We start from the raw sequence: 25,695 nt of genomic DNA on the forward strand, positions 1-25,695 counted from the left end.
ACATCTCAGGTGGAAGGAGTGCCCGCCGGCAGCCAGGTCGGTTGCCCCGGCATGTTATGGGCTTGCATATCCATGCGGTATTTATAGCGGTCCGGCCGGTACAGGGCGTGCAGCCACTCCACCGGCTGGCCGTCGGCGGCACGCACGCGCCGTTGCAGGCTCAGCAGTGCCGAACCCACCGGCACGTTCAGCGCGGCGGCCGCGTCGGGTTCGGCCAGGACCGCCGAGATGGTCTGCTCGGCCCGCGCGACCTGTATGCCCAGGTCGCGGAAGATGGCCAGCAGTGGCTTGCTTACCAGATCGGCATGCGTGATCGCCTGGCCAATGGTTTGCGGCACGTAGGTGGTCAGATACGAAAAGGGCTGGTTCTCATGGCTGCGAACGCGGATCGCGCGTTGCACCGCCGTGCCGGGTGCCTGCTCCAGGTGGGCGGCGATCAGGGACGAGGCGGCGATGGTGTCCAGCGCCAGCAAGGTGACTTGAGTCTGCATGCCCATGCGAGCGAGGTGGACCATCAGCGAGTCCATGTCGGAGCTGTGCTGGGTGGACGACGCGGCGCTTTGCAGCGCTGCGAATGTCCCCCGGCCCTGATGCCGCTCGATCAATCCATCCGCTTCGAGCGCTTCGAGCGAGCGGCGTATCGTCAGGCGTGACACTCCGTACTCGGCTGCCAGGGCGTTTTCCCCCGGCAGCGCCGTCTGCGGGGCGAAGCCGCCCGCCAGCAGGCGTTGCCTGATAAGCAGATAGACCTTGTGATAAAGCGGTAGCGGGCTGTCGGCCACAGAGACTCCAATGAGTAGTGATCAGTCGACCGTCGCACCGGTGAACTTGACGATCTCCGCATAGCGGTCGATGTCCTGGCGCACGAAGGCGCCTAATTCTTCCGGGCTGCTGCTGACGGCGGTAGCCGATTCATTTTCCAGCAGTTTGCGGAATTCCGGCGCGGCGACGGCTTTGCTGGCGGCGGCATTGACCGACTGCAGCGTCTGCGGCGGCAGATCGGCCGGGCCCAGCAGAGCGAACCAGGCATTCGATTCGAATCCCTTGACGGTGTCGCCGATGGGTTTGACGCCGGGGTACTGCGGCAGTTGCTGCGGGCTGGTGACGCCCAGCGCTTTGAGCGATCCGCTCTTGATATGCGGCTGCGCGCTGAGCGAGCTGGCAAACATCATATCGACCTGTCCGCCCAGCAGGTCGGCCAGTGCGGGTGAGGTGCCTTTGTAGGGAACGTTGAGAATGTCCAGGTCGGCCAGCATTTTCATGCGTTCGCCGGCCAGGTGCAACGACGAACCGACCGCGCCAAGAGCCATGGTGTATTTGCCCGGATCGGCTTTGACCTGTTTGAGCAACTCCGGAATGTCGTTGGCCGGGAAATCCTTGCGGGCGACCAGGACGCTGGGCACTTGAGCCAGCATGCTGATGGGCGTGAAATCCTTGACCGGATCGAAGGGCAACTTGCGGTAGAGCGAGGCGTTGATCGAAAAGCCCGTAAAGGTCACCAACAGTGTGGTGCCATCGGCGCGGCTTTTGGCGACGTAGTCAGCCGCGATATTGCCGCCGGCGCCGGGGCGGTTTTCCACCAGGACCGTGCGCTGCAAATCTTTGGCCATCGTCTGGGCAATGCTGCGCGCGACGGTGTCGGTGGTGCCGCCCGGGGGGGCGCCGACCACCAGCTTGATGGCCTCCGTTTGCGCCCAGGCCGGGGCCAGGGCGGCGGCGCTCAAGAGTGCGCCGGCCGTCAGGCGTTGCCAACTCTGCATGTCTCTCTCCTGTTATGTTGTACTTACAATAATACAAGCGTACGGGACAGACCTCGTTCCCGGCAAGCGCGGCGAGGGCAGGATCCGGGCGGGATGGGCAATGGTCGTATGATTCTGGTTTCCGCAGTCTTATATAGAAGTTGGGAGCCGTTCCCAAACGCCTCAGGAAGGAGCACTACATGTCAGAGTTGGTCAAGGTCGACGTCGCCGACGGTATCCAGGTCATCACGGTCAATCGTCCCGATGCCAAGAACGCCATCAATCTCGAGACTGCCCAGGCCATGGCCGAGGCCCTCGATCAGCTCGATGCCCGTGACGACATCCGCATCGGTATTCTGACCGGCGCGGGCGGCACGTTCTCCTCGGGTATGGACCTCAAGGCGTTTGCCCAGAGCGGCCAGCGCCCGCTGATTCCGGGTCGCGGCTTTGCCGGTCTGAACGAGCGCCCACCCAAGAAGCCGCTGATCGCGGCGGTCGAAGGTTATGCGCTGGCCGGTGGCTGCGAAATGGCGTTGGCCTGCGATCTGATCGTGGCGGCCAGTAATTCCAAGTTCGGGCTGCCCGAGGTCAAGCGTGGCCTGGTCGCCGGTTCGGGCGGCATGATCCGCCTGCCGCGCCGTCTGCCTTACCACGTGGCCATGGAAATCGTACTGACGGGTGACATGCTCGGTGCCGAGCGGGCCCATCAACTGGGTCTGGTCAACCGCTTGACCGAAGCGGGCCAGGCCCTCGAGGGTGCACTGGCGCTGGCGCGCGTCATTGTCGAGAACGGCCCGTTGGCCGTGCAGACGGCCAAGAGCATCGTGCAGCAGTCGCTGGACTGGGAACAGGAAGGCATGTTCGATCGCCAGCGTCCGTTGATCGCGCATATTTTCACGTCCGCCGACGCCAAGGAAGGCGCCACCGCGTTTGCCGAGAAGCGCAAGCCCGTCTGGCAAGGCAAATAAATCGAATTCGCGGGCCGGGCCTGGTGTCCGGCCGATTGTCCCCGTTGTTTCTTACCGTAACGCCATGACAGTCATCATCAAAGAAGAAGACCTGATCCAGTCCATCGCCGACGGGATCCAGTTCATCAGCTATTACCATCCCCTGGACTACATCCGCCATCTGGCGCGCGCCTATGAGCGCGAGGAAAGCCCGGCCGCGCGCGACGCGATGGCCCAGATCCTGACGAATTCGCGCATGTGCGCCGAAGGTAAACGTCCCCTGTGCCAGGACACCGGCATCGTCAATGTGTTTCTGAAGATCGGCATGGATGTGCGCTTCGAGACCAAGCGCAGCCTGCAGGAACTCTGTGACGAGGGGGTGCGGCGCGGCTACACCAATCCGGACAATCCGCTGCGCGCCTCGGTGCTGGATGATCCGCTTTTCGCACGCAAGAACACGCGCGACAACACGCCCTGTATTCTGCACGTCGACCTGGTGCCTGGCGCCACGGTCGACGTGCAAGTGGCTTCCAAGGGTGGTGGTTCCGAGAACAAAACCAAATTTGTCATGCTCAACCCCAGCGACTCGCTGGTGGACTGGGTGCTCAAGACCGTGCCGACCATGGGTGCGGGCTGGTGCCCGCCGGGCATGTTGGGCATCGGCGTGGGCGGCACGGCCGAAAAAGCCATGCTCATGGCCAAGCAGTCACTGATGGAAGACATCGATATGTACGAGCTGCTGGCCCGTGGCCCGCAGAACAAACTCGAGGAACTGCGCATCGAGCTGTATGAAAAGGTCAATGCCCTGGGCATTGGCGCGCAGGGCCTTGGCGGCCTGACGACCGTGCTGGACGTCAAGATCAATACCTTCCCCACGCATGCGGCCTCCAAGCCCGTGGCCATGATCCCCAACTGCGCGGCCACGCGCCATGCGCACTTCGTGTTGGACGGCTCGGGCCCGGCACGGTTGGATCCGCCAGCCTTGAGCGAATGGCCCGATGTGCACTGGGCGCCGGACTACAACAAGTCCAAACAGGTCAATCTGGATACGCTCACCCGTGAAGAGGTGGCAAGCTGGCAACCCGGCCAGACGCTGCTCCTGTCGGGCAAGATGCTGACCGGACGCGATGCTGCGCACAAGCGTATCCAGGACATGCTCGCGCGCGGCGAGACGTTGCCGGTGGATTTCACCAACCGTGTCATCTACTACGTGGGGCCGGTCGATCCGGTCGGCGACGAAGTGGTGGGTCCGGCCGGCCCCACCACCGCCACGCGCATGGACAAATTCACTGACATGATGTTGGCGCAGACTGGCCTGATTTCGATGATCGGCAAGTCCGAGCGCGGTCAGGTCGCCATCGAAGCGATCAAAAAGCATCAGTCGGCCTACCTGATGGCCGTGGGCGGCGCGGCCTATCTCGTGTCCAAGGCGATTCGCCAGGCCCGCGTGCTGGCCTTCGAAGACCTGGGCATGGAGGCCATCTATGAGTTCGATGTCAAGGACATGCCTGTGACCGTCGCCGTGGATGCGCAGGGGGTGTCGGTGCACACCACGGGCCCCAAGGAATGGCAGGCCAAGATCGGCAAGATTCCGGTCGCCGTGGCCTGATCGGCCAGGTTCTGCCAGCGGTCTGAAGCGGCCCCCGCAAGCTGGATGCCTGTCCGGCCTGCGGGGGCCGTCGTGTTCTTAAGGTGGATCAAACCCGGGCTTGAGCAAAAACGAATTTACAGCCCGGGCCGGCCCCGGCATGCTCCTGTGGGACTACACGCAAAGGAGTGAATTCATGTCTGAGCAGGCCCTAGACCAGTGGATCGGCAGCACGGAGCGCATGGCCGATACCCTGGACCCGGTGCACGCGGCGCGTATTGCCGCCACGCTGGGAGTGGCGGCGCCAGCCGCCGGCGAGCCGTTGCCGCCGCTGTGGCAGTGGGCCTATTTCATCCGTACTGCCGACATGGCCGGACTGGGCCGTGACGGTCATCCGGCGCGCGGCGGGTTTCTGCCTCCGGCCGATGACCGCAACCGTATGTGGGCGGGCGGGCGCGTGGATTTCCATCATCCGTTGAAGGTCGGCGTTGAGGCCGAGCGTGTGTCGACGGTTGCGGCCATCAAAGAAAAAAACGGCCGCACCGGCAAACTGCTGTTTGTGACGGTACGCCACGAGTTTATGCAACAGGGCGAAGCGGCCATCGTCGAAGAACAGGATATCGTCTATCGCCAGCCGTCGCCGCCCAAGCTGGAAGGCACCGAGCAGGCTGAACAGTCGCAGTGGCGCGAAACGGTCGAGCCCAGCGCGGTACTGCTGTTTCGCTATTCGGCGGTGACCTTCAATGGCCATCGCATCCATTACGACTATCCCTATGTGACCGAGGTCGAGGGCTATCCCGGTCTGGTCGTGCACGGGCCGCTGATCGCCACCGCCATGTTGTCGGCGTTTTGCCGGGCGCATCCCCAGGCACGGCTCAAGCACTTCGCCTATCGCGGGCTGCGCCCGCTCATCTCGCCCAAGCCCTTCGAGGTCGCGGGCCTGATCGACGCGCCTGGCATAGCCCGTGTGTGGGCCGAGCAGGACGGCACCCTGGCCCATCAAGCTGAAGTGAGGTTCGAAGCATGAGCGCACCCCGTCCCCTGGATGGCATCACTGTCGTCAGTCTCGAACACGCCATCGCGGCGCCTTTCTGCACCCGGCAACTGGCCGATATGGGCGCGCGGGTCATCAAGGTCGAGCGGCCTGGCGTGGGTGACTTCGCGCGCCGTTACGACGAGCGTGTTCGCGGCCAGGCTTCGCACTTCATCTGGACCAACCGCTCGAAAGAGAGCCTCACGCTCGATTTGAAAAAGGCCGAGGCCGGGCAGATGATGGAGCGTCTTCTGGCCGGCGCCGATGTGCTGGTGCAGAACCTTGCTCCGGGCGCCGCCGCCCGCCTGGGGCTGTCCTTCGACGCGCTGCGCGAACGCTTTCCGCGCCTGATCGTCTGCGATATTTCGGGCTACGGCGAGGGCGGGCCCTATCAGGACAAAAAAGCCTATGACCTGCTGATTCAGAGCGAGAGCGGCTTCGTGTCGGTCACCGGTACAGCAGACGAGCCGGTCAAGGCGGGCTGCTCGATCTCGGATATCGCGGCGGGGATGTATGCCTATAGCGGCATCCTGAACGCGCTGCTGTTGCGCGGCCGTACGGGGCAGGGCAGCCGGGTGGATGTCTCCATGCTGGAGAGCATGGTGGAGTGGATGGGGTATCCCATGTACTACGCCTTCGAGGATGCTCCCCCGCCGCCGCGCGCCGGCGCCTCGCATGCCACCATCTATCCCTATGGGCCGTTTCCGGTGGGCGACGGTAAGACCATCGTGCTGGGATTGCAGAACGAGCGCGAATGGAAGGTGTTCTGCGACCAGGTGCTTCTGCAGCCCGAGCTGGCCGGCGACAGCCGTTTTGCCAGCAACTCGCTGCGCACGGCCAATCGCGAGGTCTTGCGCGCGCTCATCGTGCAGGCGTTTGCCGCCTTGACCATCGAGGAGGTCAGCGAACGTCTGGAGGCCGCGCAGATCGCCAATGCCCGCGTCAATGACATGAAGGGAGTGTGGGACCATCCCCAGCTCAAGGCGCGCGACAACTGGCGCGAGATCGACAGCCCGGCCGGGCGCATTCCATCGCTGCTGCCGCCGGCGCACAACAGCGCCTTCACGCCGCGCATGGATGCCGTGCCGGCCATCGGCGAGAACACCGACGCGGTGTTAGCATCCCTGGGGTATGCGCCCGACGAGGTGGCGCGCCTGCACTCCACGGAGGTTGTGTAATGGTCCCTGTCATCCGAACCGCGCTGTTCGTACCGGCCAACCGGCCGGACCGCTTCGACAAGGCCCTGGCCGCCGGCGCGGATACCGTCATTGTTGATCTCGAAGACGCGGTCGAGCATCTGGGCAAGGAGCGCGCGCGCCAGACCCTGGCCGAGTTTCTGGATACCCGGCCGGACCACGGTCAGCGGCATTGTGCTGCCCAAGACCGAAAGCATGGCTCAGGTCCGGCATGCGGCGCAGACCAATATCCCCATCATCCCCATCGTCGAGACGGCGCAGGGCGTGCTCCATCTGGCAGAAATCGCCGCCACGCCCGGTGTGCAGCGCCTGGCGTTTGGCTCACTGGACTACTCCCTCGATCTGGCCATGACACCCGATACCGAGGGAGCGGATCTGGTGCTGGACCATGCCCGTGTGCAGATGCTGCTGCATGGCCGCGTGGCAGGTCTGGGGCAGCCTCTGTATGGGGTGTTTCCGGGCATTCAGGATACGGCCGGCCTGCGTGCTGCGGCCATTCGCGCGCGCGACATGGGCTTTGGCGGACTGCTTTGTATTCATCCCACCCAGGTGCCGGTGGTGCACGAGGCGTTTCTGCCGCCGCTGGCCGATCTCGAATGGGCGCGCGAGGTGGTGCGCGCACACCGCGACAACGGCCTGGCGGCCTTCAAGCTGGACGGCAAGATGATCGATGCGCCCGTGATCGCGCGGGCACGCCGCCTGCTCGTGCGTTATGGCCATCTGGTCAAGATCACGCCAGAGCGGCTTGCCGCTCTGGAAGAACAGTTCCGCAAGCGCGGCTTGTATCTCGTGATGGGCGCCCGCTTCGTGGTGGTGCTGCGGCAGCTCAATGGCCTGATCGCAGGCTCGGCGGGCATGCCGTTTCACCGGTTTCTGGCGGCCAATGTCGTTGGCGCATTGGCCTGGACTGCGGTGTGGGGGGCCGGCCCGTATCTGGCGGCGGATGTGTTTGTGCCGTTCTGGCATTGGTTGCGAGGGTAGTCCATCAGCGTGAATTTGCGGCGCCTGTCATGAGCACTTAACGTTCAGTTCTTAGGATCTTGCTTCCCACAACTGGCGCGACTCTACGACAGGAGCCCACATGAGCAAGTCCATAACAGACAAGGTCATCCGCAATTCCAGCGGCAATCTTCCTTTTAGCGAAATCCTCGAGCGCAACCTGTCGCGCCGGGCGGTGATGCGCGGCAGCCTGGCCGCCTTGGCCACCATGGGGTCGCTGAGCCTGGCTGCCTGTGGCGGCAGCCACGACGACGACGATGACGAGGCCGCCACGCCGGAGACCGGCCCGGGCACGACGCCAACCACGCCGCCGCAGGCCTTGAAGCTGGGCTTCGATTCCCTGCCCGCGTCCATGACCGATGCCTGTGTGGTGCCGGCCGGTTATGTCGCGCATGTGATCGGTGCCTGGGGTACTCCGCTCAATGACAACGCTCAGGCCTGGGACAAGAACGGCAACAACAGCTCCAACGATTTGCTCAACTCCACCGGCATGCATCACGACGGCATGCACTACTTTCCACTGGAAGGCAGCGCCACCGAGGGCCTGCTGGTCGTCAACCACGAATACATAGACCAGGGCGCCCTGCACCCGAATGGCGCCACCCGTGTGGCCGGCAAGCGCCCCGCCGAAGAAGTGCGCAAGGAGGTCAATGCGCATGGTGTGGCCGTCATGCATATCCGCAAGGACAATGGCCGCTGGCAGATCGTCAACAACTCGCGATTCAACCGCCGCTTCACGTCGGCCACGGCCATGAAGCTGGCTGGTCCGGTCGCCGGTACCGACTGGGTCAAGACGCCGTTCTCGCCCAATGGCTCGCAAGTGCGCGGTGACCTGCCCCCAGATTTAGTACGGCACCGACATAGAGCCCAGGGGTAAAAGACCTTCTTTCTGATGAGCCTGCACGAATTGCGCCGGCGTTAAATATCCGAGCGCGCTGTGAGGCCGATCGGTGTTGTACTCGACTCGCCAGTTTTCGATCAAGCTTTTAGCCTGTCGCAGGGACAAGAACCAGTGCTCGTTAAGGCATTCGTCGCGGAACTTGCCGTTGAAACTTTCGATATAAGCGTTCTCCACCGGCTTACCCGGCCGAATAAACGACAGCTTTACGCCTGCTTGGTAGGCCCAGGCGTCCAAGGCTCTTCCGGCGAACTCTGGCCCGTTGTCCACGGTAATAGATCGCGGCAGGCCACGCATCTCCGCCAGCCGTTGCAGCACCATGGCAACACGCAGTCCCGGCAACGACGTATCGACCTCGATGGCCAGGCATTCGCGAGTGTAGTCATCGACGATAGTCAAACAGCGGAATCGGCGGCCATAGGCTAGGCCGTCGGCCACAAAGTCCATTGACCAACTCTGATTCGGCGCGATTGCCGCTGGGCGAACCACGCGCTCGGTCGCCGCGATTCGCTTACGCTTTCGTTTTCGCACGCTTAACCCTGCCAGACTGTACAGCCGCCAGATTCGCTTGTGATTTGCTTGCCAGCCTTCGCGACGTAAGAGCACATGGATCCTCCGATAGCCGTAGCGTCGTTTCGCCACTGCCATCTCTTTCATGCGCTCGGTCAGCGCAGCATCGCCTGAGCGTGTGCTCTCGTAGGCAAACAGCGACCGCGAAATTCCTACCAGCCCACAGGCCCGGGTAACACCCATGCTGCGCTCGGTCATTAATGTCCTGACCGCCTCGCGTTTGGCCTGCGGGCTGACTACTTTCGGCTTAGCAGATCCTGAAGCGCCGCCTTGTCCAGCATCGACTCGGCCAACAGCTTCTTGAGCTTGTTGTTCTCCTGCTCCAGCTCCTTGAGCCTCTGAGCGTCCGACACCGTCATGCCACCGAACTTCGCCTTCCAGTTGTAGTACGTTGCCTCGGAGATTCCGTGCTTGCGGCACAACTCTGCGGGCTTGGCACCTGCATCGGCTTCCTTGAGCACGCCGATGATTTGCTCTTCCGTAAATCGTTTCTTCATTGCCATTCCTTTGGGAACGGACTCTACATCGATTTCGTACTAATCACGGGGAGCAGGTCAGCGGCACCAACAACAACTGCGGCAATGGCACGACCCCGTGGGGCACCTACATCACCGCCGAGGAAAACTGGGCCTCCTGTTTCGTCAATACGGCCACGCGTCCGGCGCACCAGGTGCGGGTCGGCGTGAGCACCGCCACTGGCCGTTATGGCTGGGAAAGCGCGGCCAATGATCCTTCCGAAGTGCTGGGCGAATTTGCGCGCTTCAACATCACCCCAACGGGCATCGATGCCACTCAGGATTGGCGCAACGAGGTCAATGGCTTCGGCTATCTGGTCGAGATCGACCCGTACGACCCCAACAGCATCGCCACGAAACGCAGCGCGCTGGGCCGTTATGCCCACGAGGGCTGCGCTTATGGCAAGCTCGAAGCCGGCAAGCCGATTTCCTTTTATTCCGGCGATGATTCGCAGTTCGAGTACATCTACCGCTTCGTCTCGGAAGCCGTGTGGGATCCCAAGGACGCCGAGCGCACCGACCGCCTGGCGGTGGGCGCCAAGTATATGGATCGTGGCACGCTGTACGTGGCGCGCTTCAATGCCGACGGCAGCGGGGAATGGTTGCCGTTGACGCCGGCGTCGGTGGGAACGGGTGGGCGTACGCTGGGTGATGAGTTTGGTTCGCTGGAGAACATCATCATCAATACGCGTGGCGCGGCCGATTTCGTCGGTGCCACGCCCATGGATCGTCCGGAGTGGACGGCCACGCACCCGGGTAATGGCGACATCTATCTGAGCCTGACCAACAACACGCGCCGCAACGCCACCTCGGGCGTCAACGCCGCCAATCCACGGCTCAACAACGTCAACGGGCACATCGTCCGCTGGCACGACGAGGCAGGCGCGAATACGTTCAAGTGGGACATCTTCGTGTTTGGTTCGGGCGCCGGCGCCGATGCGGACACCAATCGTTCGGGGTTGACGGCCATGAACGAGCTGGCCAGCCCGGACGGTCTGGCGTTCGACGATCGCGGCATTCTGTGGATCCAGACGGACAACGGCATCGACAATGGCCGCAACAACGATGTGGCCCGCACCATCAACGACCAGATGCTGGCTGTCATCCCCGGCGCGCTGGCCGACAGCAGCGGCACCGGTCCGGTGATCAATGCGAGCAATCAGGCCGATCTGCGCCGCTTCTTCGTCGGGCCCAATGAAGCCGAAATCACAGGGTTTGCGTTTACGCCTGACTATACCACGATCTTTCTGAACGTGCAGCATCCGGTCAACTGGCCGGCCTACGACACTGACGATGCGACCGTGGCCACGACGAGCCGGGTGCGGCCGCGTTCGTCGACGGTGGTGATCCAGCGGGCCGACGACGGAAAGATCGGCGTCTGACGCCATCCGGCAGCGAGCCAGGCGGCCCCGAGCGGGGTGCGCGGTTCGTTGCCTGGTTTGCGCAGCACGGAGTCAGAGCCGCGCTATGCCCTGATCTTGCAGGCCGTGCAGCAGGTCGGCATAGCTGCCCTGCGGCAGGCGAAGATCCGGCGCCAGATCGCGTAGCGGATACAGCACGAAGGCGCGTTCGTGCAGGCGCGGGTGCGGCAAGATCAGGCGCGTGGTCTGCAGCTCCAGATCGTCGTACATCAGCAGATCCAGATCCAGCGTACGCGGCGCATTGCGGTAGGGGCGCTGGCGGTCATGGCGCTGCTCGATGGCCTGCAGCGCATCGAGCAGCCCCAAGGGCGTGAGCGTGGTCTGCAGGGCGGCTACCGCATTGATGAAGTCGGGCCCGGTGGCATCGACAGGCGCGCTGCGATACAGCGGCGAACTGCGGCAGTCCTGCACGCCGGGAAGGGCGGCCAGCTCGGTCAACGCCTGCCGCAGGGTGGCTGCACCGTCGCCGAGGTTGGCGCCCAGGCCGACATAGGCGCGCGAGCTCATTCGGCGCTGTTGCGCGTACTCCGGCGGCGGGGACGCCGGCGGCGACGCGACGGGCTGCTCTCGTCGCTGCTTGCTTCGCTTGGCAGATGGGCCGACGCTTCGATCATCTCGGCGCGGGTGGCGTCGTCGGCGTTGGCCAGATCCATCCACCACTGGGCCTGCACGCTGTCAAACTCGCCGGCGGCGGCGCGCAGTTGCAGGAAGTCGCAGGCGGCGCGAAAGCGCGGCTGCTCGATCATGCGATAGATGGTCTTGCCGCCACGGCGTTCAAAGCGTGGCTGCATGAACCAGATTTCGCGCATGTCCGAAGAAAAGCGGCGCTGGATGGCGAGCTTCTCGGTCTGCTCGTCCAGTACGGAGTCCGCCGCCTGAAGCAGGGAGGGGATATTGTGCTCGCCACGGCCGCGTAGTTCTTTCCAGCGCGATTCGACCTGTTGCCAGAGCAGCGCGGCAAAGAGGAAGCTGGGGCTGATGGTTTTGCCGGCCCGTACGCGGGCGTCGGTGCGCTCGAGCGCCAGTTCGACGAAGTGTTCGCCGCCGGGTTGCTCGAGCACCACGTCAAGCAGGGGCAGCAGGCCGTGATGCAGGCCATCGGCACGCAGTTGGCGCAGACAGTCCATGGCGTGGCCGCAGGTCAGCAGCTTGAGCATCTCGTCGAACAGCCGCGAGGCGGGCACGTTCTCGATCAGCTCGGCCATGGTGCTGATGGGCTGACGTGTGGCTGGATCGATGGTGCCGTTGAGTTTGGCGGCAAAGCGCACGGCGCGCAGCATGCGCACCGGGTCTTCGCGATAGCGCTTGACCGGGTCGCCGATCATGCGGATCTGGCGTTTTTTCAGATCTTGCACACCGTTGTGATAGTCGATGACCTCTTCGGTATGCGGGTCGTAGTAGAGCGCGTTCATGGTGAAGTCACGCCGCGCGGCGTCTTCTTCCTGACTGCCGAAGACGTTGTCGCGCAGAATGCGGCCATGCTCGTCGGTTTCCTGGTCGGCCGAGGCCGGTGCCCGGAAGGTGGAGGTCTCGATGATCTCCTGCCCGAAAACGACATGCACCAACTGGAAGCGCCGGCCGATGATGCGGGCGCGGCGAAACAGCGGGCGGATCTGCTCCGGCGTGGCATTGGTGGCCACGTCGAAGTCCTTGGGCTCCAGGCCCGTGATCAGGTCACGGACGGCGCCGCCAACGATATAGGCCTCGTAGCCATGCTGGCGCAGCACTTCGCAGACTTTGATGGCATGGCGCGAGACGTTGCGGCGGTCGATGCCATGTTTGTCGCTGGCGATGCGTTGCGGGCCGCGATTGACGGGCCCGAACAGGCGTCCGACGAATTTTCGTATGGTGTCGGTGATCATCAGGACTTATGGTCCTCGAGGTGGTCGAACATGTCCAGCACCTGCCAGCCGCGCTCCGTCGCGGTCTGGCGCAGGCTGGGGCTGGGGTTGGTGGCGATGGGACGGGTGACGACTTCCAGCAAGGGGATGTCGTTGGTCGAGTCGCTGTAGAAAAAAGATTCGGAAAAGTCGCCCAACGTGAGGTGCTGAGCGGCCAGCCATTGGTTGACGCGCAGCACCTTGCCCGCCTTGAAGCTGGGCATGCCTTCGATGCGGCCCGTGTAGCGGCCATTGAGGTACTCGGCATCGGTGGCGATCAGATGCGGGATACCGAAAGCCCTGGCGATCGGCGCGGTCACGAAACTGTTGGTGGCGGTGACCACGACGCACAGATCGCCTGCGGCCAGGTGGCTGGCAACCAGTTCCATCGGGCGGGCCTGCAGGGCCGGCCGGATCACCTCGGTCATGAACGCCTCATGCCAGGCGGCAAGGTCGAAGGGACTATGCGCGGCCAGCAGACCCAGCATGAACTCGGCGGCCTGTTCGGCGGTGAGCTCACCCTGGTTGTAGCGCTCCATCAGGTCGTCGTTGCGGCGGCGGGCCTGCTCCGGATCTCCTGCGCGGCCCGTGCGAGCCAGGTAATCGGCCCATTGGTAGTCACTGTCCAGAGGCAGCAGGGTGTGGTCCAGATCGAACAGGGCGAGGCGGCGGGTGCTCATGTGGCTTGAGATTCGGCAAGCATGGCGCGTAGAAGCGCGGTGGTGATGGGGCGGCCTGTGGCCAGGGAGTAGCGGTCGAGCGCATCGAGCAGCGCGGCCAGCTTGCGGATGTCGCGCTCGTGGTGCGTCAACATCCAGTTGATGACTTCGGGTGCCAGTTGCAGACCGCGGTCGGCCGCTTGCGCGGACAACGCGGACAACTTGTCTGCGTCCGACAGCGGTTCGAGTCGAAAGACCAGATCCCAGCCAAGTCGGGTACGAAGATCTTCGCGCAGCGGCAGCGACATGGGTGCCCGATCGCCGGCCACAGCCAGCGCGAAGGCGCGGTCGGTCGCAGCCGATTCGCGCCAGCGATTGTACAGGGCAAAGAGCGCCGCCTGCCGCGACTTGTCCATCAGGTGCACGTCGTCGACGGCGATGATGGCCGGCATGGGGGCGGTGGAGTCGGCTTGAGCGAGCTGGCGCAGCAACTGCGGCCCGCTGGCCGCATCGAGATAGACGGCCTGGGTCCGTGTGGCCAGTCCGCGCAACAGGTGGCTGCGGCCGCATCCGGCCGGGCCCCAGAGATAGATGGCGCGCCCGGCCGCGAGCGCGCGAGCGGCGGCCAATGCCTCGCCGTTTGGGCCGGCAATGAAGTTGTTCAGCGATGGCGCTGGCGCAGGAAGTACGTCAAGCAGCAGCTGGCGGTTCATTGAAAGTGCAAGAAAACGAGCTCGGGGCTGGGCGCGGCGGCTTGCCGTGCGCGGCTAACCCTTAACTTTAAACCACGAAAGCCTCTGCCGTCCTGCTGCGCTGCTCCGGTCGGGCGCTCATCGAAAAAAAATGGTGCCGGAAAGCAGCGAAACCACGGCCGGTGAACGTCGGATTGGGTCTGTTCGCGGCTTCGTCTAAAATCCCGCTCTAGCCCCCCGAATCCGAAATTATTACATTTCCCACGGTTTTTCCCATGACCACTGAAAACAACGCACCTCTGACCTACCGCGACGCCGGGGTTGATATCGACGCCGGCGACGCGCTGGTCGATCGCATCAAGCCTTTGGCCGCGCGCACCATGCGCGCTGGCGTGCTGGGGGGCATTGGCGGCTTTGGCGCCTTGTTCGAGGTGCCCAAGAAGTACCGTGAGCCGGTTCTGGTCTCGGGTACCGATGGCGTGGGTACCAAGCTGCGCCTGGCGTTCGACTGGAATCGCCACGACACCGTCGGCATCGACCTGGTCGCCATGAGTGTGAACGACATTCTCGTCCAGGGCGCCGAGCCCCTGTTCTTCCTTGACTACTTTGCCTGCGGCAAGCTGTCGGTGGATACCGCTGCGGCGGTGGTCGGCGGCATCGCCCGCGGCTGCGAACTGGCCGGTTGCGCGTTGATTGGCGGCGAAACCGCCGAAATGCCGGGCATGTACCCTGAAGGCGAGTATGACCTGGCCGGCTTTGCCGTCGGCGCGGTCGAGAAATCGGCCATCATCGATGGCAAGTCCATTCAGCCGGGCGACGTGATCCTGGGGCTGGCATCCAGCGGCGCGCATTCCAACGGCTATTCCCTCGTGCGCAAGATCCTCGAGCGCGCAGGTGCCCGCCCGGACCAGGACTTCGATGGCCAGCCGCTGGTCGACGTCGTCATGGCTCCCACCCGCATCTACGTCAAGCAGGTGCTCGCTGCCATGGCGCAGCACGGCACGGCCATCAAGGGCCTGGCCCACATCACCGGTGGTGGCCTGGTCGAGAATGTGCCGCGTATTCTGCAGCCTGGCCTGTCCGCCAAGCTCAACCGCGATGGCTGGACCATGCCCAAGCTGTTCCAGTGGCTGCAGCAGCAAGGCGCCGTGGCCGATGCGGAAATGCCCCGTGTCTTCAATTGCGGCATCGGCATGGTGCTGGTGGTGGCGGCCGATCAGGCCGACGCCATTGCGACGACCCTGCGTGGCCAGGGCGAAGTGGTCAACCGTATCGGCGAGATCGTGGCCCAGGAAGACGGCATGGCCCGGACCTTCGTGGTCTGAACCCGCGCTTTGTACGGAAAAAAAACCGCTCTCAGCGGGTTTTTTCATGCTTTCACGTGTGGATGGCGGCGTCGAGGTAGGGCGCAGCCAGGTCGACCACGCGCGCAGCGGTGCCCGGCGCCAGGCAGTTGATGACCCGGCGCTCGGGCTGGGCACGCAGCCAGGTCAGTTGCCGTTTGGCCAGTTGACGCGTGGCGGCGACGCCTTGCTCGCGCGCGTCGTCCAGGGCGAGCTCGCCATCCAGATAAGCCCAGATCTGGCGGTACCCGACGCAGCGCACCGAAGGCAGGCCGGGATTGAGGTCCGCGCGCGCATGCAGTGTGCGCACTTCATCGACCAGCCCGTCGCCGAGCATGGCGTCAAAGCGCTGCTCGATACGGGCATGCAAACCGGCCCGGTCGGCGGGCTCCAGGCTGATGGTCAGGAACTGATGATCGCCGGCCGGCTGGCGCGCGGCGCCGGTCAGCAGCGATGACATGGGCTGGCCAGAGAGCAGGCAGATCTCCAGCGCACGTTGAATACGCTGGCTGTCATTGGGCGAGAGCCGGGCCGCGGTCACCGGGTCGCGCAGCGCCAGCTCGGCATGCAGGGCTGGCCAACCTTGAGCGGCCGCCTGGGCCTCGAGCTGCGCGCGCAGGGTCGGATCGGCCTGGGGCAGGTCGTCCAGGCCTTCGCGCAGCGCTTTGTAATAGAGCATGGTGCCGCCGGCCAGCAACGGAATGCGTCCGCGCTGCCGGATGTCGGCGATCAGGCGCAAGGCGTCGGCGCGGAACTCGGCGGCGGAATACGCCTGGGCCGGGTCGCGGATATCCAGCAGATGCTGCGGCACCTGGGCTTGCTCGGCCAGCGATGGTTTGGCCGTGCCAATGTCCATGCCGCGATAGATGGTCGCGGAGTCGACGTTGATGATTTCCAGCGGCCAGCGCTGCGCCAGGGCGAGGGTAGCGGCGCTTTTGCCCGCGGCGGTGGGGCCGGCCAGGCAGATCAGGGGGGGCGAGGTCATGCTCATTGTCCGCGCAGAAACAGTTTGTCCAGGTCGCTCACGGACCACTGTATCCAGGTGGGCCGGCCATGGTTGCACTGGTCGGCGCGTTCGGTGGCCTCCATCTGGCGCAACAGCGCATTCATTTCCTCGAGGCTCAGGCGACGGTTGGCACGCACCGAGCCATGGCAGGCCATGGTGGACAGCAGTTCGTTGCGTTGTTCGGTCAGCAGCCGGGACTCGCCCACCGACCCCAGGTCGCGCAGCACCGCGCGCGCCAGGCTTTCGATGTCACCGCGCGCCAGCAAGGCCGGGACGCTGCGCACGGCGATGGCGTTCGGGCCGGCCGGGCGCATCTCGAAACCGAGCTCACCCAACGGGTCGGCAAACTCTTCGACCAGGGCGACGTCTTTTTCCTGCGCATGAAAGACCACGGGCACCAGCAGGTCCTGACGAGGCAGGCTGCGTGTGTCGAGCGCACGCTTGAGTTGCTCGTAGACCACGCGTTCGTGCGCGGCGTGCATGTCCACCAGGATGAGACCGCGGGTGTTCTGCGCCAGGATGTAGATGCCGTGCAATTGACCAAGCGCCATGCCCAAGGGCTGTTCTTCATGCTCGGGCAAGGCGCTGGCCGCCGCGGCGGCTTCCGCCAGCCCGGGCGTAGCGGCGGCCGTCTCGGGCAGCGGGCGGTAGAGGGATTGCCAGTCGCGGGCGGCAACACCCTCAGGCTCCTGCAGACGGAAAGGCACCTGCGTATGCGGGCGCGTGGCGGGCGCATAGGAGCTGGGCGGCAGCATGGGCGGGGGCAGGGGCTGTTCTGCGCGGGCCGCTTCGGCAGGTGCGTCTGTCGTGACGGCCGCCTGGGGCGTCGGTTCGGGCAGTTGCGAGCCGCCGGTCTGCGCCAGCGCCTGGCCGACCACTTGCGCCACGAATCGGTGCACGGCGCCACTGTCGCGAAAGCGCACCTCATGTTTGGCCGGATGGACATTGACGTCCACGGCGGCCGGGTCCACGTCGAGATAGAGCACGTAGGCGGGCTGGCGGTCGCCATGCAGCACGTCGGCGTAGGCGCTGCGCAAGGCATGGCTGACCGTGCGGTCACGCACATAACGGCCGTTGACATAGAGGTACTGGCGGTCGGCGCGCGCGCGTGCCGCGGTCGGGCGGGTCACCATGCCCATCAGGCCGATGGCGCCATAGCGCGTGTCGACGGGCAGCGCCTGGCTGGCGAACTCGGCGCCGAGCACATCGCGGATACGCTGGCCCGGATCGGCGGGCAGCCATTGGCGTTGCGCCTTGTCGTGATGAAACAGCCGGAAGGCGATGTGCGGATTGGCCAGCGCAATGCGTTCCAGGGCATCGAGGCAATGGCCGAATTCGGTCGCCTCGGAACGCAGAAACTTGCGCCGTGCGGGGACGTTGTCGAACAGTTGCCGCACATCCACCGTGGTGCCGGCCGGCCCGGAGGCGGGGCTGATCTCGCCGCTGGCCGCGTCGATCTGCCAGGCATGCTCGCCCTGGCGCACGCGCGAAATGATGCTCAGGCGGGCCACCGACGCAATAGAGGCCAGCGCCTCTCCGCGAAACCCCATGGAGGCGACGGACTCCAGTTCCGACAGCGACCGTATTTTGCTTGTTGCATGCCGTGCCACGGCCAGCGGCAGTTCGTCGGGAGGGATGCCAAAGCCGTCGTCGCTGACGGCAATGCGGCGAATGCCTCCACCTTCCAGACGGATCTCGATGGCGCGGGCGCCGGCGTCGATGGCGTTCTCCAGGATCTCCTTGAGCACCGACGCTGGCCGCTCGATGACTTCACCGGCCGCAATCTGGCTGATCAGCAGGTCGGGAAGTTGAGCAATGGAGCGGCGATCGGACATGGCGGGCGGGGAACAGGCAGGAAAGAGCGCTGATTTTAGCCCCTGCCTGCCGCTGGGCTATAGTGTCTCTTCTTTTCTAGGCAAGGCTGGGGCGCTCGCGGACGATGGATTTTCTCTCTATGATCCTGCACATCGATCAGACGTTTGGTGTCTGGATCGAGCAGTATGGCGCATGGGTCTACCTGGTATTGTTTTTGATCGTTTTCGCCGAGACCGGATTGGCCGTGCTGCCTTTTCTGCCGGGTGATTCGTTGCTGTTCATCGCTGGCGCTTTCGGCGTGAATGGGGCCATCGATCCGGTGCTGCTGGGTGTTTTGCTGGTCATTGCCGCCATCACGGGCAACACGCTCAATTACTGGATAGGCCGTGCGGTCGGGCCTCGGGCCTTCACCATGAATGTGCGCTTTCTGGATCGCGGCGCGCTACTCAAAACGCATGTGTTCTACGAGAAGCACGGCGGCAAAACCATTGTCATGTCGCGCTTTATCCCCGTGGTGCGCACGTTCGCGCCTTTCGTGGCCGGCGTGGCGCAGATGCCGCAGGCGCGGTTCCAGTTTTTCAATATCACCGGCGCCTTGCTCTGGGTCGTGGGATTGGTGACGGCCGGTTATTTCTTCGGCAACATTCCGATTGTCAGGGACCACCTCAATACCATCGTCCTGCTCGGCCTGGCCGCGGCCGTCGTACCCGTCGCCGCGGCGGCGGCCCTGCGCGTGGTGCGAGGCAGACGGCGCAACGGCAACGCCCGCTGAGCGCGGGCACGACAGCGCTGCCATCGGCGAAAAAAAATCCATCCCGAGGGATGGATTTTTTGTTGCCTGCCGATCTCAGCTGACATCCGCCATGCGGGCCAGCGGCGGGTTGGCCGTGAAGTAGCGATCTATGCCGGTCAGCATGGCCTGGGCCAGCTTGTCCAGGTGCGCATTGCTGCGCAGCTTGGATTCTTCTTCAGGGTTGCTGATGAAGGCCGTTTCGACCAGGATGGATGGAATGTCCGGCGCCTTGAGCACCGCGAAACCGGCCTGTTCGACATGGTTCTTGTGCAGGCGGTTGATCTTTTTTATCTCATCGAGAAAGGCCGTGCCTACCTTGAGCGAATCATTGATCTGCGCGGTGGTCGACAGATCCAACAGCACCTTGGCGACCTGACGGTCGTGGCTGCCGAGGTTGACGCCGCCGATCAGGTCGGCCGCGTTTTCTTTGTCGGCCATCCAGCGCGCCTGCGTGCTGGATGCGCCGCGCTCGGACAGCGCAAACACCGAGGAACCATTGGCCGACGGTTTGACCCAGGCGTCGGCATGAATGGAGATGAACAGGTCGGCACGCACACGACGCGCTTTTTGCACCCGCACATGCAGCGGCACGAAGTAGTCGTCGTCGCGTGTCAGATAGGCCCGCATGGCAGGCTGTGCATCGATCAGGGTCTTGAGGCGGCGTGCGATGCGCAGCACCACGTCTTTTTCGCGCAAGCCCGTGGCGCCGATGGCTCCCGGGTCTTCGCCGCCGTGGCCGGGATCCAGCGCGATGGTGAGCATGCGACGGCGCGTCCGACCCGGTGCGGGTGTCGCCGGTTTGGGCGTGGGCACTGGCAGTGCCGCCGCGGGCTCCTGGCCGCGCGCCAGCGGGGCGGGAGCGGGCGTGGGCTGATTGCGCGAAATCTCGTCAAGCACGCGGGCCAGCGGGTCGTCGACATCCGGGCTGGCCGATTTGTTCAGGACGGCGACCAGCGGATCCTGGGCAATCTTGGGATAGAGGTCGAGCACCAGGCGGTATTGATAATCGCCCACGGGCTTGAGCGTGAAGACCTGCGGCGCGACGGCCTGCTTCAGATCGAATACCAGGCGCACGACGTTGGGGCGATTCTGCGCCACGCGCAGGCCCTGGATGTAGGGATCGCCCGGCCGTACCTTGGCCACCAGATCGTTCAGCGCGGCGTTGGTCGTCAAGCCTTCGATGTCGACCACCAGGCGGTGCGGATTTTCGAGGGTGAATTGCTCGGCCTTGAGCTCGCGGTCGAGCTCCAGCGTCACGCGTGTGTACTCTTCGGCCGGCCAGGTGCGAACGGCCAGGATGGTGGCCGCATGTGCCAGCCGTGGAAGGACCGGCAATACGAGCAGCGTTGCCGCGACGCTGATCAGGCGTCGGCGCGTGGCGGCGCGTGGCTGGAGTGCGCCGCTATCGGAGGGACAATCGCGTTCAACCATGTTTGTCCTCGGGCCGTGTAGGCGGTCAGGTTGGCATCGCGTCCCTGCTCGGTATGAAGCAGGGCGATCTCCAGATCCGGCACCGGTAAAAACGCACCGGCCCGCTCGGGCCATTCGATCAAAACGACGGCGTCGTCACGCAGTAAATCGCGAAATCCTGCGTCCAACCATTCTCGCGTATCACTAAGTCTATAAAAATCAAAGTGATAGAAGTATAAGTTAGAAACTTTATAGGATTCAAGCAGGGCATAGGTCGGACTTTTGATCCGGCCCTTGATGCCGCTTGTGCGCAACAGCGCCCGGGTGAACGCGGTCTTGCCGGCGCCCAGGTCGCCCCGCAGGTGTATCCGTCCCCCTGCCGGGCCGTTGGCGCCATTGACCAGGGGCGCCAGTTTCTCAGCCAGCGCGTCGGTGGCGTGTTCGTCGGGCAGATGCAGTTCGAGATGGGCAAGCGGAGCGGACATGGCGGCGACCAGGTGGTAAAAACAAATTGGTGAGTCGGATTATAGGAAGAGCTATCTTTCTGCTACGCTTTCGAGTTGATAGTGATTCTCATTGTTCTTGCCGGATCCGACCTGGCAGGATTGTCTCGTTGTTACGGAGCCGTGATTCATGAAGACCCGCACCGAAAAAGACACTTTCGGCCCAATCGAAGTCCCTGACGAGCATCTTTGGGGCGCGCAGACCCAGCGTTCGCTGCATTTTTTTGCGATTTCCACCGAAAAAATGCCGGTGCCGCTGATCACCGCCATGGCGCAGCTCAAGCGCGCCGCCGCCCAGGTCAATGCCGAGCTCGGTGAGCTCGACCCCGCGATCGCCAAAGGCATCATCGCCGCCGCCGACGAAGTCATCGCCGGCAAATGGCCGAACGAGTTTCCGCTGTCGGTCTGGCAGACCGGCTCGGGCACGCAAAGCAATATGAACATGAACGAGGTGCTGGCCAACCGCGCCTCGGAGATTCTGGGCGGGGTGCGTGGCGAAGCGCGCAAGGTGCACCCCAATGACCACGTCAATCGCGGCCAGTCGTCCAACGACACGTTCCCCACGGCCATGCATGTGGCCGCTGCCGTGCAGGTCGAGCAGCACCTGCTGCCTTCGCTGAAGACGCTGCGCGCGACGCTGGCGGAAAAAAGTGCTGCCTTCTATGACATCGTCAAGATCGGCCGCACCCATTTGCAGGATGCCACGCCGCTGACGCTGGGCCAGGAAATTTCCGGCTGGGTTGCCCAGCTCGACCTGGCCGAAGCGCAGATCCGCGCCACGCTGCCTGGGCTGCATCAACTGGCCATCGGCGGCACGGCGGTCGGCACCGGGCTCAATGCCCATCCGGAATTCAGCGCCAAGGTCTCGGCCGCGCTGGCGCACGACACGGGTGTGGCTTTCGTGTCGGCACCGAACAAGTTCCAGGCGTTGGCCTCGCACGAAGCGTTGCTGTTTGCGCATGGCGCGCTCAAGGCACTGGCTGCGGGCGCGATGAAGATCGCCAACGACGTGCGCTGGCTGTCCAGCGGCCCGCGTTCGGGTCTGGGCGAAATCAGCATCCCGGAAAACGAGCCAGGCAGCTCCATCATGCCGGGCAAGGTCAACCCGACGCAGTGCGAAGCCCTGACCATGCTGTCGGCACAGGTGCTGGGCAATGACGTGGCCATCAACATCGGTGGGGCCAGCGGCAATTTCGAGCTCAACGTCTACAAGCCTGTGATTATCCACAATTTCCTGCAGTCGGTGCGCCTGCTGACGGACGGGATGGCCAGTTTCGACGCGCATTGCGCGCGCGGGATCGAGCCGAATCTGGAGCGTATCGCCGAGCTGGTCGATCGTTCATTGATGCTTGTGACGGCGCTGAATCCGCATATCGGCTACGACAAGGCCGCGCAGATTGCCAAGAAGGCGCACAAGGAGGGCTTGTCATTGAAGCAGGCCGCCCTGGCGCTGGGCCATGTGTCGCAAGAGCAGTTTGCCGAGTGGGTGGTGCCCGGCAACATGACCAACGCCAAGACCTGATTCCAGGCATGGCATACGTGCCGCCCGCCCTATAAGGCGGGCGGCACTTTTTTTTCAGCCTGCCATCAGCCAGAGTGGGATGGTCAGCGCCGAGATCAGGGTGCCCAGCGACAGCAGAACGGCCACCATGCGGCCGTCTCCGCCCATGCGCATGGCCAGAACATAGCTGGCCGAGGCCGTGGGCAGGGTGGTGAACAACAGCAACATGCGGGCCTCCAGGGCGGGCATCTGCAAAAGCCGCGCCACGCCCAGAGCCACCAGCGGCAGCGCCAGCAGTTTGACGACCAGCATCCAGGTGATCAGACGGCCATGCCCGCGTCCGCCCTCCCAGGAAAGGCTGGCGCCCACGCACATGATGCCCAGGGCGATGGCGGCCGCGCCCAGTCGCCCGAGTACGGTGTCCACCGGGCCGGGCAGCGACATGCCGGCGAGATTGCAGGCCAGGGCCAGCAGCGTGGAGACCACGAGGGGATTGCGGGCCAGTTCGCCCAGCAGTCTGTTGCCGTTATGCCGGGCCAGGCCGTAGACGGCAGCGATATTGGCCATGGGGACGGCAAACCCGATGATGAGCGCCATGACCGTCTGGCCGGCAGCGCCGTTGAGGCTGGCCGCCAGGGCCAGCCCGATGTTGGTATTGAAGCGATAGCCGCACTGTGCCGCCGAGGCCAGGGCCATGGGCTGCGGTTTGAGCACCGGGGCGGCCAGCTAGGACAGCGCCACGCCGGCAGCGATCACGGCAAAGGCAGCCTGCAGCAGCAGTACGGCATTGCCCGCGCTGATGGGCGTGCGCAGAATGGACTGAAACAGCAGCGCCGGAATGAGCACGAAGTACACCAGACGCTCGCAGCCTGCGAAAAATTCGCGCGTAAAACCCAGCCTGTGACGCAATACCCAGCCCAGGGCGACCAGTAGAAAATCGGGCAAAACGAGGAGGGCAACCGACATGGTTCAGCGCGGGGCGAGGTGTTTGGCAAGGCTGAATCCTACCGCGTGTGCGTCGTTTGCTGCTATTCTGCGACATCGAACGCACGCTGTACGGCCCCCCGGACAGCGGCAGACGCAGATCGCGTTCGCAAATAACCATACAGACAGAGGCCGTCTACAGATGGCCGATCCCGCACACCAGCGCTGCTCACGCGTGGCGCTGCTTATCAGGAGGAACTCACCGATGATCAAAACACGTACTCTCGTTCAGGCGTTGGCCGTGGCCATGGGCGTTGCCGCAGCCGCCGGCGCGCAGGCCGCCAACTACCCGGACAAGCCGATACGCGTGATTGTGCCTTTCGCACCAGGCGGTTCGACCGACATCATCGCCCGTATCGTTACCCAGCGCATGTCCCAAGAGCTGGGTCAGCCCATGGTGGTCGAAAACAAGGGCGGCGCAGGTGGCGCCATTGGCGCGGCGGAAGCGGCGCGCGCAGCTCCGGACGGCTACACGCTGTCGATCGCGACCGTGTCGACCATGGCCGTGAACCCGGCCTGCCGCCCGAACGATCTGCCTTATGACCCGATCAAGGACTTCCAGCCTGTCACCAACTTCGCCAATACGGCCAACGTGGTGGCGGTCAATCCGAAATTCCCCGCCAAGGACTTCAAGGGCTTTCTCGAAGAACTGAGGAAGAACCCCGGCAAGTATTCGTATGGCAGCTCGGGCACCTGCGGCGTGCTGCACCTGATGGGTGAATCCTTCAAGATGGGCACCGGTACGGACATCGTGCACGTTCCCTACAAGGGTTCGGGCCCGGCCGTCGCCGATGCCGTGGGCGGCCAGATCGAACTGATCTTCGACAACCTGCCGTCGTCGATGGCGCAGATCCAGGCGGGCAAGCTGCGCGCCATGGCCATCGCGTGGCCCAAGCGCATCGACGCCATTAAGGATGTCCCCACCTTTGCCGAAGCGGGTTTCCCAGCGTTGAACCAGCCGGTCTGGTATGGCTTGCTGGCACCGAAGGGCACCCCGCCGGAAATCGTCACCAAGCTGCGTGACGCGGCCGTGGTCGCTCTGAAGGATCCCAAGGTCCTGAAGACGCTGGATGACCAGGGTTCGGCGCCGTCGGGCAATACGCCGGAAGAATTCGCCAAGGAGATCAAGGAACAGTACGACTGGGCCGCTGATGTGGTGAAGAAGCAGAACATCAAGCTGGACTGATCCCGGCCTGAGCGTGGCGAAAAAGCCGTGTATTTACACGGCTTTTTCATTTGCTGCGGACCTGTGTTGCGATTTGCCGGAGTCCGACGCACACCCGGCTCTAGTCGGTGCGGGGCAGGCCGGCACGCTCCAGGGCCCGGCAGTGCGCGCGCAGACGGTCGACGAAGTCCTGGTAGAGCGTGGGCAACGGGTCGCGGCTGCGCGTCAGAATGCCGATCGGCACGCGCAGCGCAGGCTCCAGGGGCCGCACCGTCATGCCGGGGCGCAGCATGGCGCGCGCGGTGATGGCGTCGACGATGGCGTGGCCGCAGCCCGCTTCGGCCAGGGCGCAGGCGACATAATGCGTCTGCACCTGTATGGCCACCGTGGGCGCCAGTCCCAGCGTATCGAGCGCGGCCTGTAGCAGCGACCCGGAGGCGTCGCGCGCATCGAGGACGATCAGGGTGTCCTCGGCCAGATCGGCCAGCCGCGCGGGCCCCTGGCCTGCCTGGCGGCTCAGGTGTACCAGCGAGGTGTATCCCAGCTCGCTGCGTGTCAGACCGGGATGCGCGTTGGTGTCGAAAGTGACGGCCAAGTCCAGCTCGCGCGCCAGCAGGCCCTGTACGAGCTCGGCACTGTGGTGGGTATGAATGTCGAAGGTCAGGCCGGGATGATCGTCGCGGCAAGCGCGCACCACTGCCGGCAGCAGACCCAGGCCGAGCGCCGGGGCGCAGCCTAGCCGCAGGTGGCCATAGGGGCTTTCGCGCAGCGAGGCCGCCAGCCTGCGCACGCTGTTGAGGTCCTTGTTGAGGCGGGCGATTTCCGGGGTAAGGATATCGGCCTCACGCGTGGCGACCAGTCGGCCTTTGACGCGCTCGAACAGTTTGAAGCCAAGCTGCGCTTCGGCATGGGCAAGCAGTTTGCTGGCCGCTGGCTGCGAAATGTGCAGCGCCGCGGCGGCCTCGGTCAGCGAGCCCGTGCGTCGGATGGCTTCGAACACTTCGATATGGCGCAAGCGCATGGCGGTCGGCAGAATCC

The 25,695-nt window shown here is 64.3% G+C and carries 23 protein-coding genes and 2 pseudogenes; 12 read left to right on the plus strand and 13 right to left on the minus strand.

Annotated features, from left to right (window positions below; genetic code table 11):
- Positions 1-5 precede the first annotated feature (5 nt).
- Positions 6-782 (minus strand): GntR family transcriptional regulator, encoded by a 777-nt coding sequence (locus tag LK440_RS00530; protein ID WP_005020197.1) that lies wholly within the window; start codon positions 780-782, stop codon positions 6-8.
- 21 nt (positions 783-803) lie between these two features.
- Positions 804-1,760, minus strand: coding sequence for a tripartite tricarboxylate transporter substrate binding protein (locus tag LK440_RS00535; protein WP_005020195.1), 957 nt, complete (start codon positions 1,758-1,760; stop codon positions 804-806).
- Positions 1,761-1,939: 179 nt separating this feature from the next.
- Between LK440_RS00535 and LK440_RS00540 the strand changes: the two genes are divergently transcribed.
- From LK440_RS00540 to LK440_RS00570, 7 genes and pseudogenes are all read left to right on the plus strand, one after another.
- Positions 1,940-2,707 carry a crotonase/enoyl-CoA hydratase family protein gene (locus tag LK440_RS00540; RefSeq protein WP_005016532.1) on the plus strand — a complete coding sequence of 256 codons (768 nt, stop codon included), beginning with the start codon at positions 1,940-1,942 and terminating at the stop codon, positions 2,705-2,707.
- Positions 2,708-2,771: 64 nt separating this feature from the next.
- Positions 2,772-4,295, plus strand: coding sequence for a fumarate hydratase (locus LK440_RS00545; RefSeq protein ID WP_005016529.1), 1,524 nt, complete (start codon positions 2,772-2,774; stop codon positions 4,293-4,295).
- 175 nt (positions 4,296-4,470) lie between these two features.
- Positions 4,471-5,301, plus strand: coding sequence for an FAS1-like dehydratase domain-containing protein (locus LK440_RS00550; RefSeq protein ID WP_005016526.1), 831 nt, complete (start codon positions 4,471-4,473; stop codon positions 5,299-5,301).
- The gene (locus tag LK440_RS00555) at positions 5,298-6,485 is read left to right on the plus strand and encodes a CaiB/BaiF CoA transferase family protein (protein ID WP_005016523.1); all 1,188 of its coding nucleotides are present in this window, start codon (positions 5,298-5,300) and stop codon (positions 6,483-6,485) included. The genes LK440_RS00550 and LK440_RS00555 overlap by 4 nt, the downstream gene beginning before the upstream one ends.
- Positions 6,485-7,220 (plus strand): annotated as a pseudogene (locus LK440_RS00560) (HpcH/HpaI aldolase/citrate lyase family protein); the annotation flags it as partial. The gene LK440_RS00555 and the pseudogene LK440_RS00560, both read left to right, overlap by 1 nt.
- A gap of 75 nt (positions 7,221-7,295) precedes the next feature.
- A complete protein-coding gene (locus LK440_RS00565) occupies positions 7,296-7,484 on the plus strand; it encodes an SNARE-associated domain-containing protein (RefSeq protein WP_230580976.1) in 189 nt (62 codons plus the stop codon).
- A 100-nt stretch (positions 7,485-7,584) separates the two neighbouring features.
- Positions 7,585-8,379 carry a PhoX family protein gene (locus tag LK440_RS00570; protein ID WP_005016519.1) on the plus strand — a complete coding sequence of 265 codons (795 nt, stop codon included), beginning with the start codon at positions 7,585-7,587 and terminating at the stop codon, positions 8,377-8,379.
- Here LK440_RS00570 and LK440_RS00575 read toward each other — a convergent pair.
- Positions 8,347-9,467 (minus strand): IS3 family transposase gene (locus tag LK440_RS00575; RefSeq protein ID WP_101557886.1). Its coding sequence is split into 2 segments (ribosomal slippage): positions 8,347-9,215 and positions 9,215-9,467, totalling 1,122 coding nucleotides; the frame shifts between segments, so codons are not numbered across the junction. The two genes, LK440_RS00570 and LK440_RS00575, sit on opposite strands and share 33 nt — an antisense overlap.
- Here LK440_RS00575 and LK440_RS00580 point away from each other — a divergent pair.
- Entirely contained in the window at positions 9,467-10,867 is a 1,401-nt protein-coding gene (locus LK440_RS00580; RefSeq protein WP_005016516.1) for a PhoX family protein, read from the plus strand. The genes LK440_RS00575 and LK440_RS00580 overlap by 1 nt on opposite strands.
- Before the next feature lie 72 nt (positions 10,868-10,939).
- Here the strand turns inward: LK440_RS00580 and LK440_RS00585 are convergent, their stop codons facing one another.
- Genes LK440_RS00585 through hda form a run of 4 tightly spaced genes read right to left on the minus strand, consistent with a single transcriptional unit; the run spans position 10,940 to position 14,158 of the window.
- Positions 10,940-11,413, minus strand: a complete 474-nt coding sequence (locus LK440_RS00585) for a 2-amino-4-hydroxy-6-hydroxymethyldihydropteridine diphosphokinase (protein WP_005016512.1) — start codon at positions 11,411-11,413, stop codon at positions 10,940-10,942.
- A complete protein-coding gene (gene pcnB / locus LK440_RS00590) occupies positions 11,410-12,768 on the minus strand; it encodes a polynucleotide adenylyltransferase PcnB (RefSeq protein ID WP_005016511.1) in 1,359 nt (452 codons plus the stop codon). The genes LK440_RS00585 and pcnB overlap by 4 nt, the downstream gene beginning before the upstream one ends.
- On the minus strand, positions 12,768-13,466 hold the full coding sequence (locus LK440_RS00595) for an HAD family hydrolase (RefSeq protein ID WP_005016510.1): 699 nt from the start codon (positions 13,464-13,466) through the stop codon (positions 12,768-12,770). The genes pcnB and LK440_RS00595 overlap by 1 nt, the downstream gene beginning before the upstream one ends.
- Positions 13,463-14,158: a DnaA regulatory inactivator Hda gene (gene hda, locus LK440_RS00600; protein ID WP_005016507.1), complete on the minus strand. Its 696-nt coding sequence runs from the start codon at positions 14,156-14,158 to the stop codon at positions 13,463-13,465. Before hda ends, LK440_RS00595 begins: the two co-directional genes overlap by 4 nt.
- Positions 14,159-14,412: 254 nt before the next feature.
- Between hda and purM the strand changes: the two genes are divergently transcribed.
- Positions 14,413-15,462 (plus strand): phosphoribosylformylglycinamidine cyclo-ligase, encoded by a 1,050-nt coding sequence (purM, locus tag LK440_RS00605; RefSeq protein ID WP_005016502.1) that lies wholly within the window; start codon positions 14,413-14,415, stop codon positions 15,460-15,462.
- Between the two features lie 52 nt (positions 15,463-15,514).
- On the opposite strand, the gene miaA is transcribed toward purM, so the two are convergent.
- A complete protein-coding gene (gene miaA, locus LK440_RS00610) occupies positions 15,515-16,465 on the minus strand; it encodes a tRNA (adenosine(37)-N6)-dimethylallyltransferase MiaA (protein ID WP_025341252.1) in 951 nt (316 codons plus the stop codon).
- A gap of 2 nt (positions 16,466-16,467) precedes the next feature.
- Complete coding sequence (gene mutL / locus LK440_RS00615; RefSeq protein ID WP_005016498.1) at positions 16,468-18,321, minus strand: DNA mismatch repair endonuclease MutL; 1,854 nt, start codon at positions 18,319-18,321, stop codon at positions 16,468-16,470.
- 119 nt (positions 18,322-18,440) lie between these two features.
- Between mutL and LK440_RS00620 the strand changes: the two genes are divergently transcribed.
- Positions 18,441-19,073 carry a VTT domain-containing protein gene (locus LK440_RS00620; RefSeq protein ID WP_005016496.1) on the plus strand — a complete coding sequence of 211 codons (633 nt, stop codon included), beginning with the start codon at positions 18,441-18,443 and terminating at the stop codon, positions 19,071-19,073.
- A gap of 75 nt (positions 19,074-19,148) precedes the next feature.
- Here LK440_RS00620 and LK440_RS00625 read toward each other — a convergent pair whose 3' ends face one another.
- Together LK440_RS00625 and LK440_RS00630 are read right to left on the minus strand one after the other, a co-directional pair.
- Complete coding sequence (locus LK440_RS00625; protein ID WP_005016489.1) at positions 19,149-20,525, minus strand: N-acetylmuramoyl-L-alanine amidase; 1,377 nt, start codon at positions 20,523-20,525, stop codon at positions 19,149-19,151.
- A complete protein-coding gene (locus LK440_RS00630) occupies positions 20,456-20,989 on the minus strand; it encodes a bifunctional alanine racemase/tRNA (adenosine(37)-N6)-threonylcarbamoyltransferase complex ATPase subunit type 1 TsaE (RefSeq protein ID WP_005016487.1) in 534 nt (177 codons plus the stop codon). Before LK440_RS00630 ends, LK440_RS00625 begins: the two co-directional genes overlap by 70 nt.
- A gap of 148 nt (positions 20,990-21,137) precedes the next feature.
- Between LK440_RS00630 and fumC the strand changes: the two genes are divergently transcribed.
- A complete protein-coding gene (fumC, locus tag LK440_RS00635) occupies positions 21,138-22,529 on the plus strand; it encodes a class II fumarate hydratase (protein ID WP_005016485.1) in 1,392 nt (463 codons plus the stop codon).
- A 54-nt stretch (positions 22,530-22,583) separates the two neighbouring features.
- On the opposite strand, the pseudogene LK440_RS00640 reads toward fumC, so the two are convergent.
- Positions 22,584-23,474: pseudogene (locus tag LK440_RS00640) on the minus strand (AEC family transporter).
- A gap of 223 nt (positions 23,475-23,697) precedes the next feature.
- Between LK440_RS00640 and LK440_RS00645 the strand changes: the two are divergent.
- Positions 23,698-24,678, plus strand: a complete 981-nt coding sequence (locus tag LK440_RS00645) for a tripartite tricarboxylate transporter substrate binding protein BugE (RefSeq protein ID WP_005016482.1) — start codon at positions 23,698-23,700, stop codon at positions 24,676-24,678.
- A gap of 100 nt (positions 24,679-24,778) precedes the next feature.
- Here the strand turns inward: LK440_RS00645 and LK440_RS00650 are convergent, their stop codons facing one another.
- Positions 24,779-25,678, minus strand: coding sequence for a LysR family transcriptional regulator (locus LK440_RS00650; RefSeq protein ID WP_005016480.1), 900 nt, complete (start codon positions 25,676-25,678; stop codon positions 24,779-24,781).
- Positions 25,679-25,695: the final 17 nt, after the last annotated feature.

The sequence above is a fragment of the Bordetella holmesii genome, assembly GCF_020735985.1.
GTDB classification, from domain to species: Bacteria; Pseudomonadota; Gammaproteobacteria; order Burkholderiales; family Burkholderiaceae_B; genus Bordetella; species Bordetella holmesii.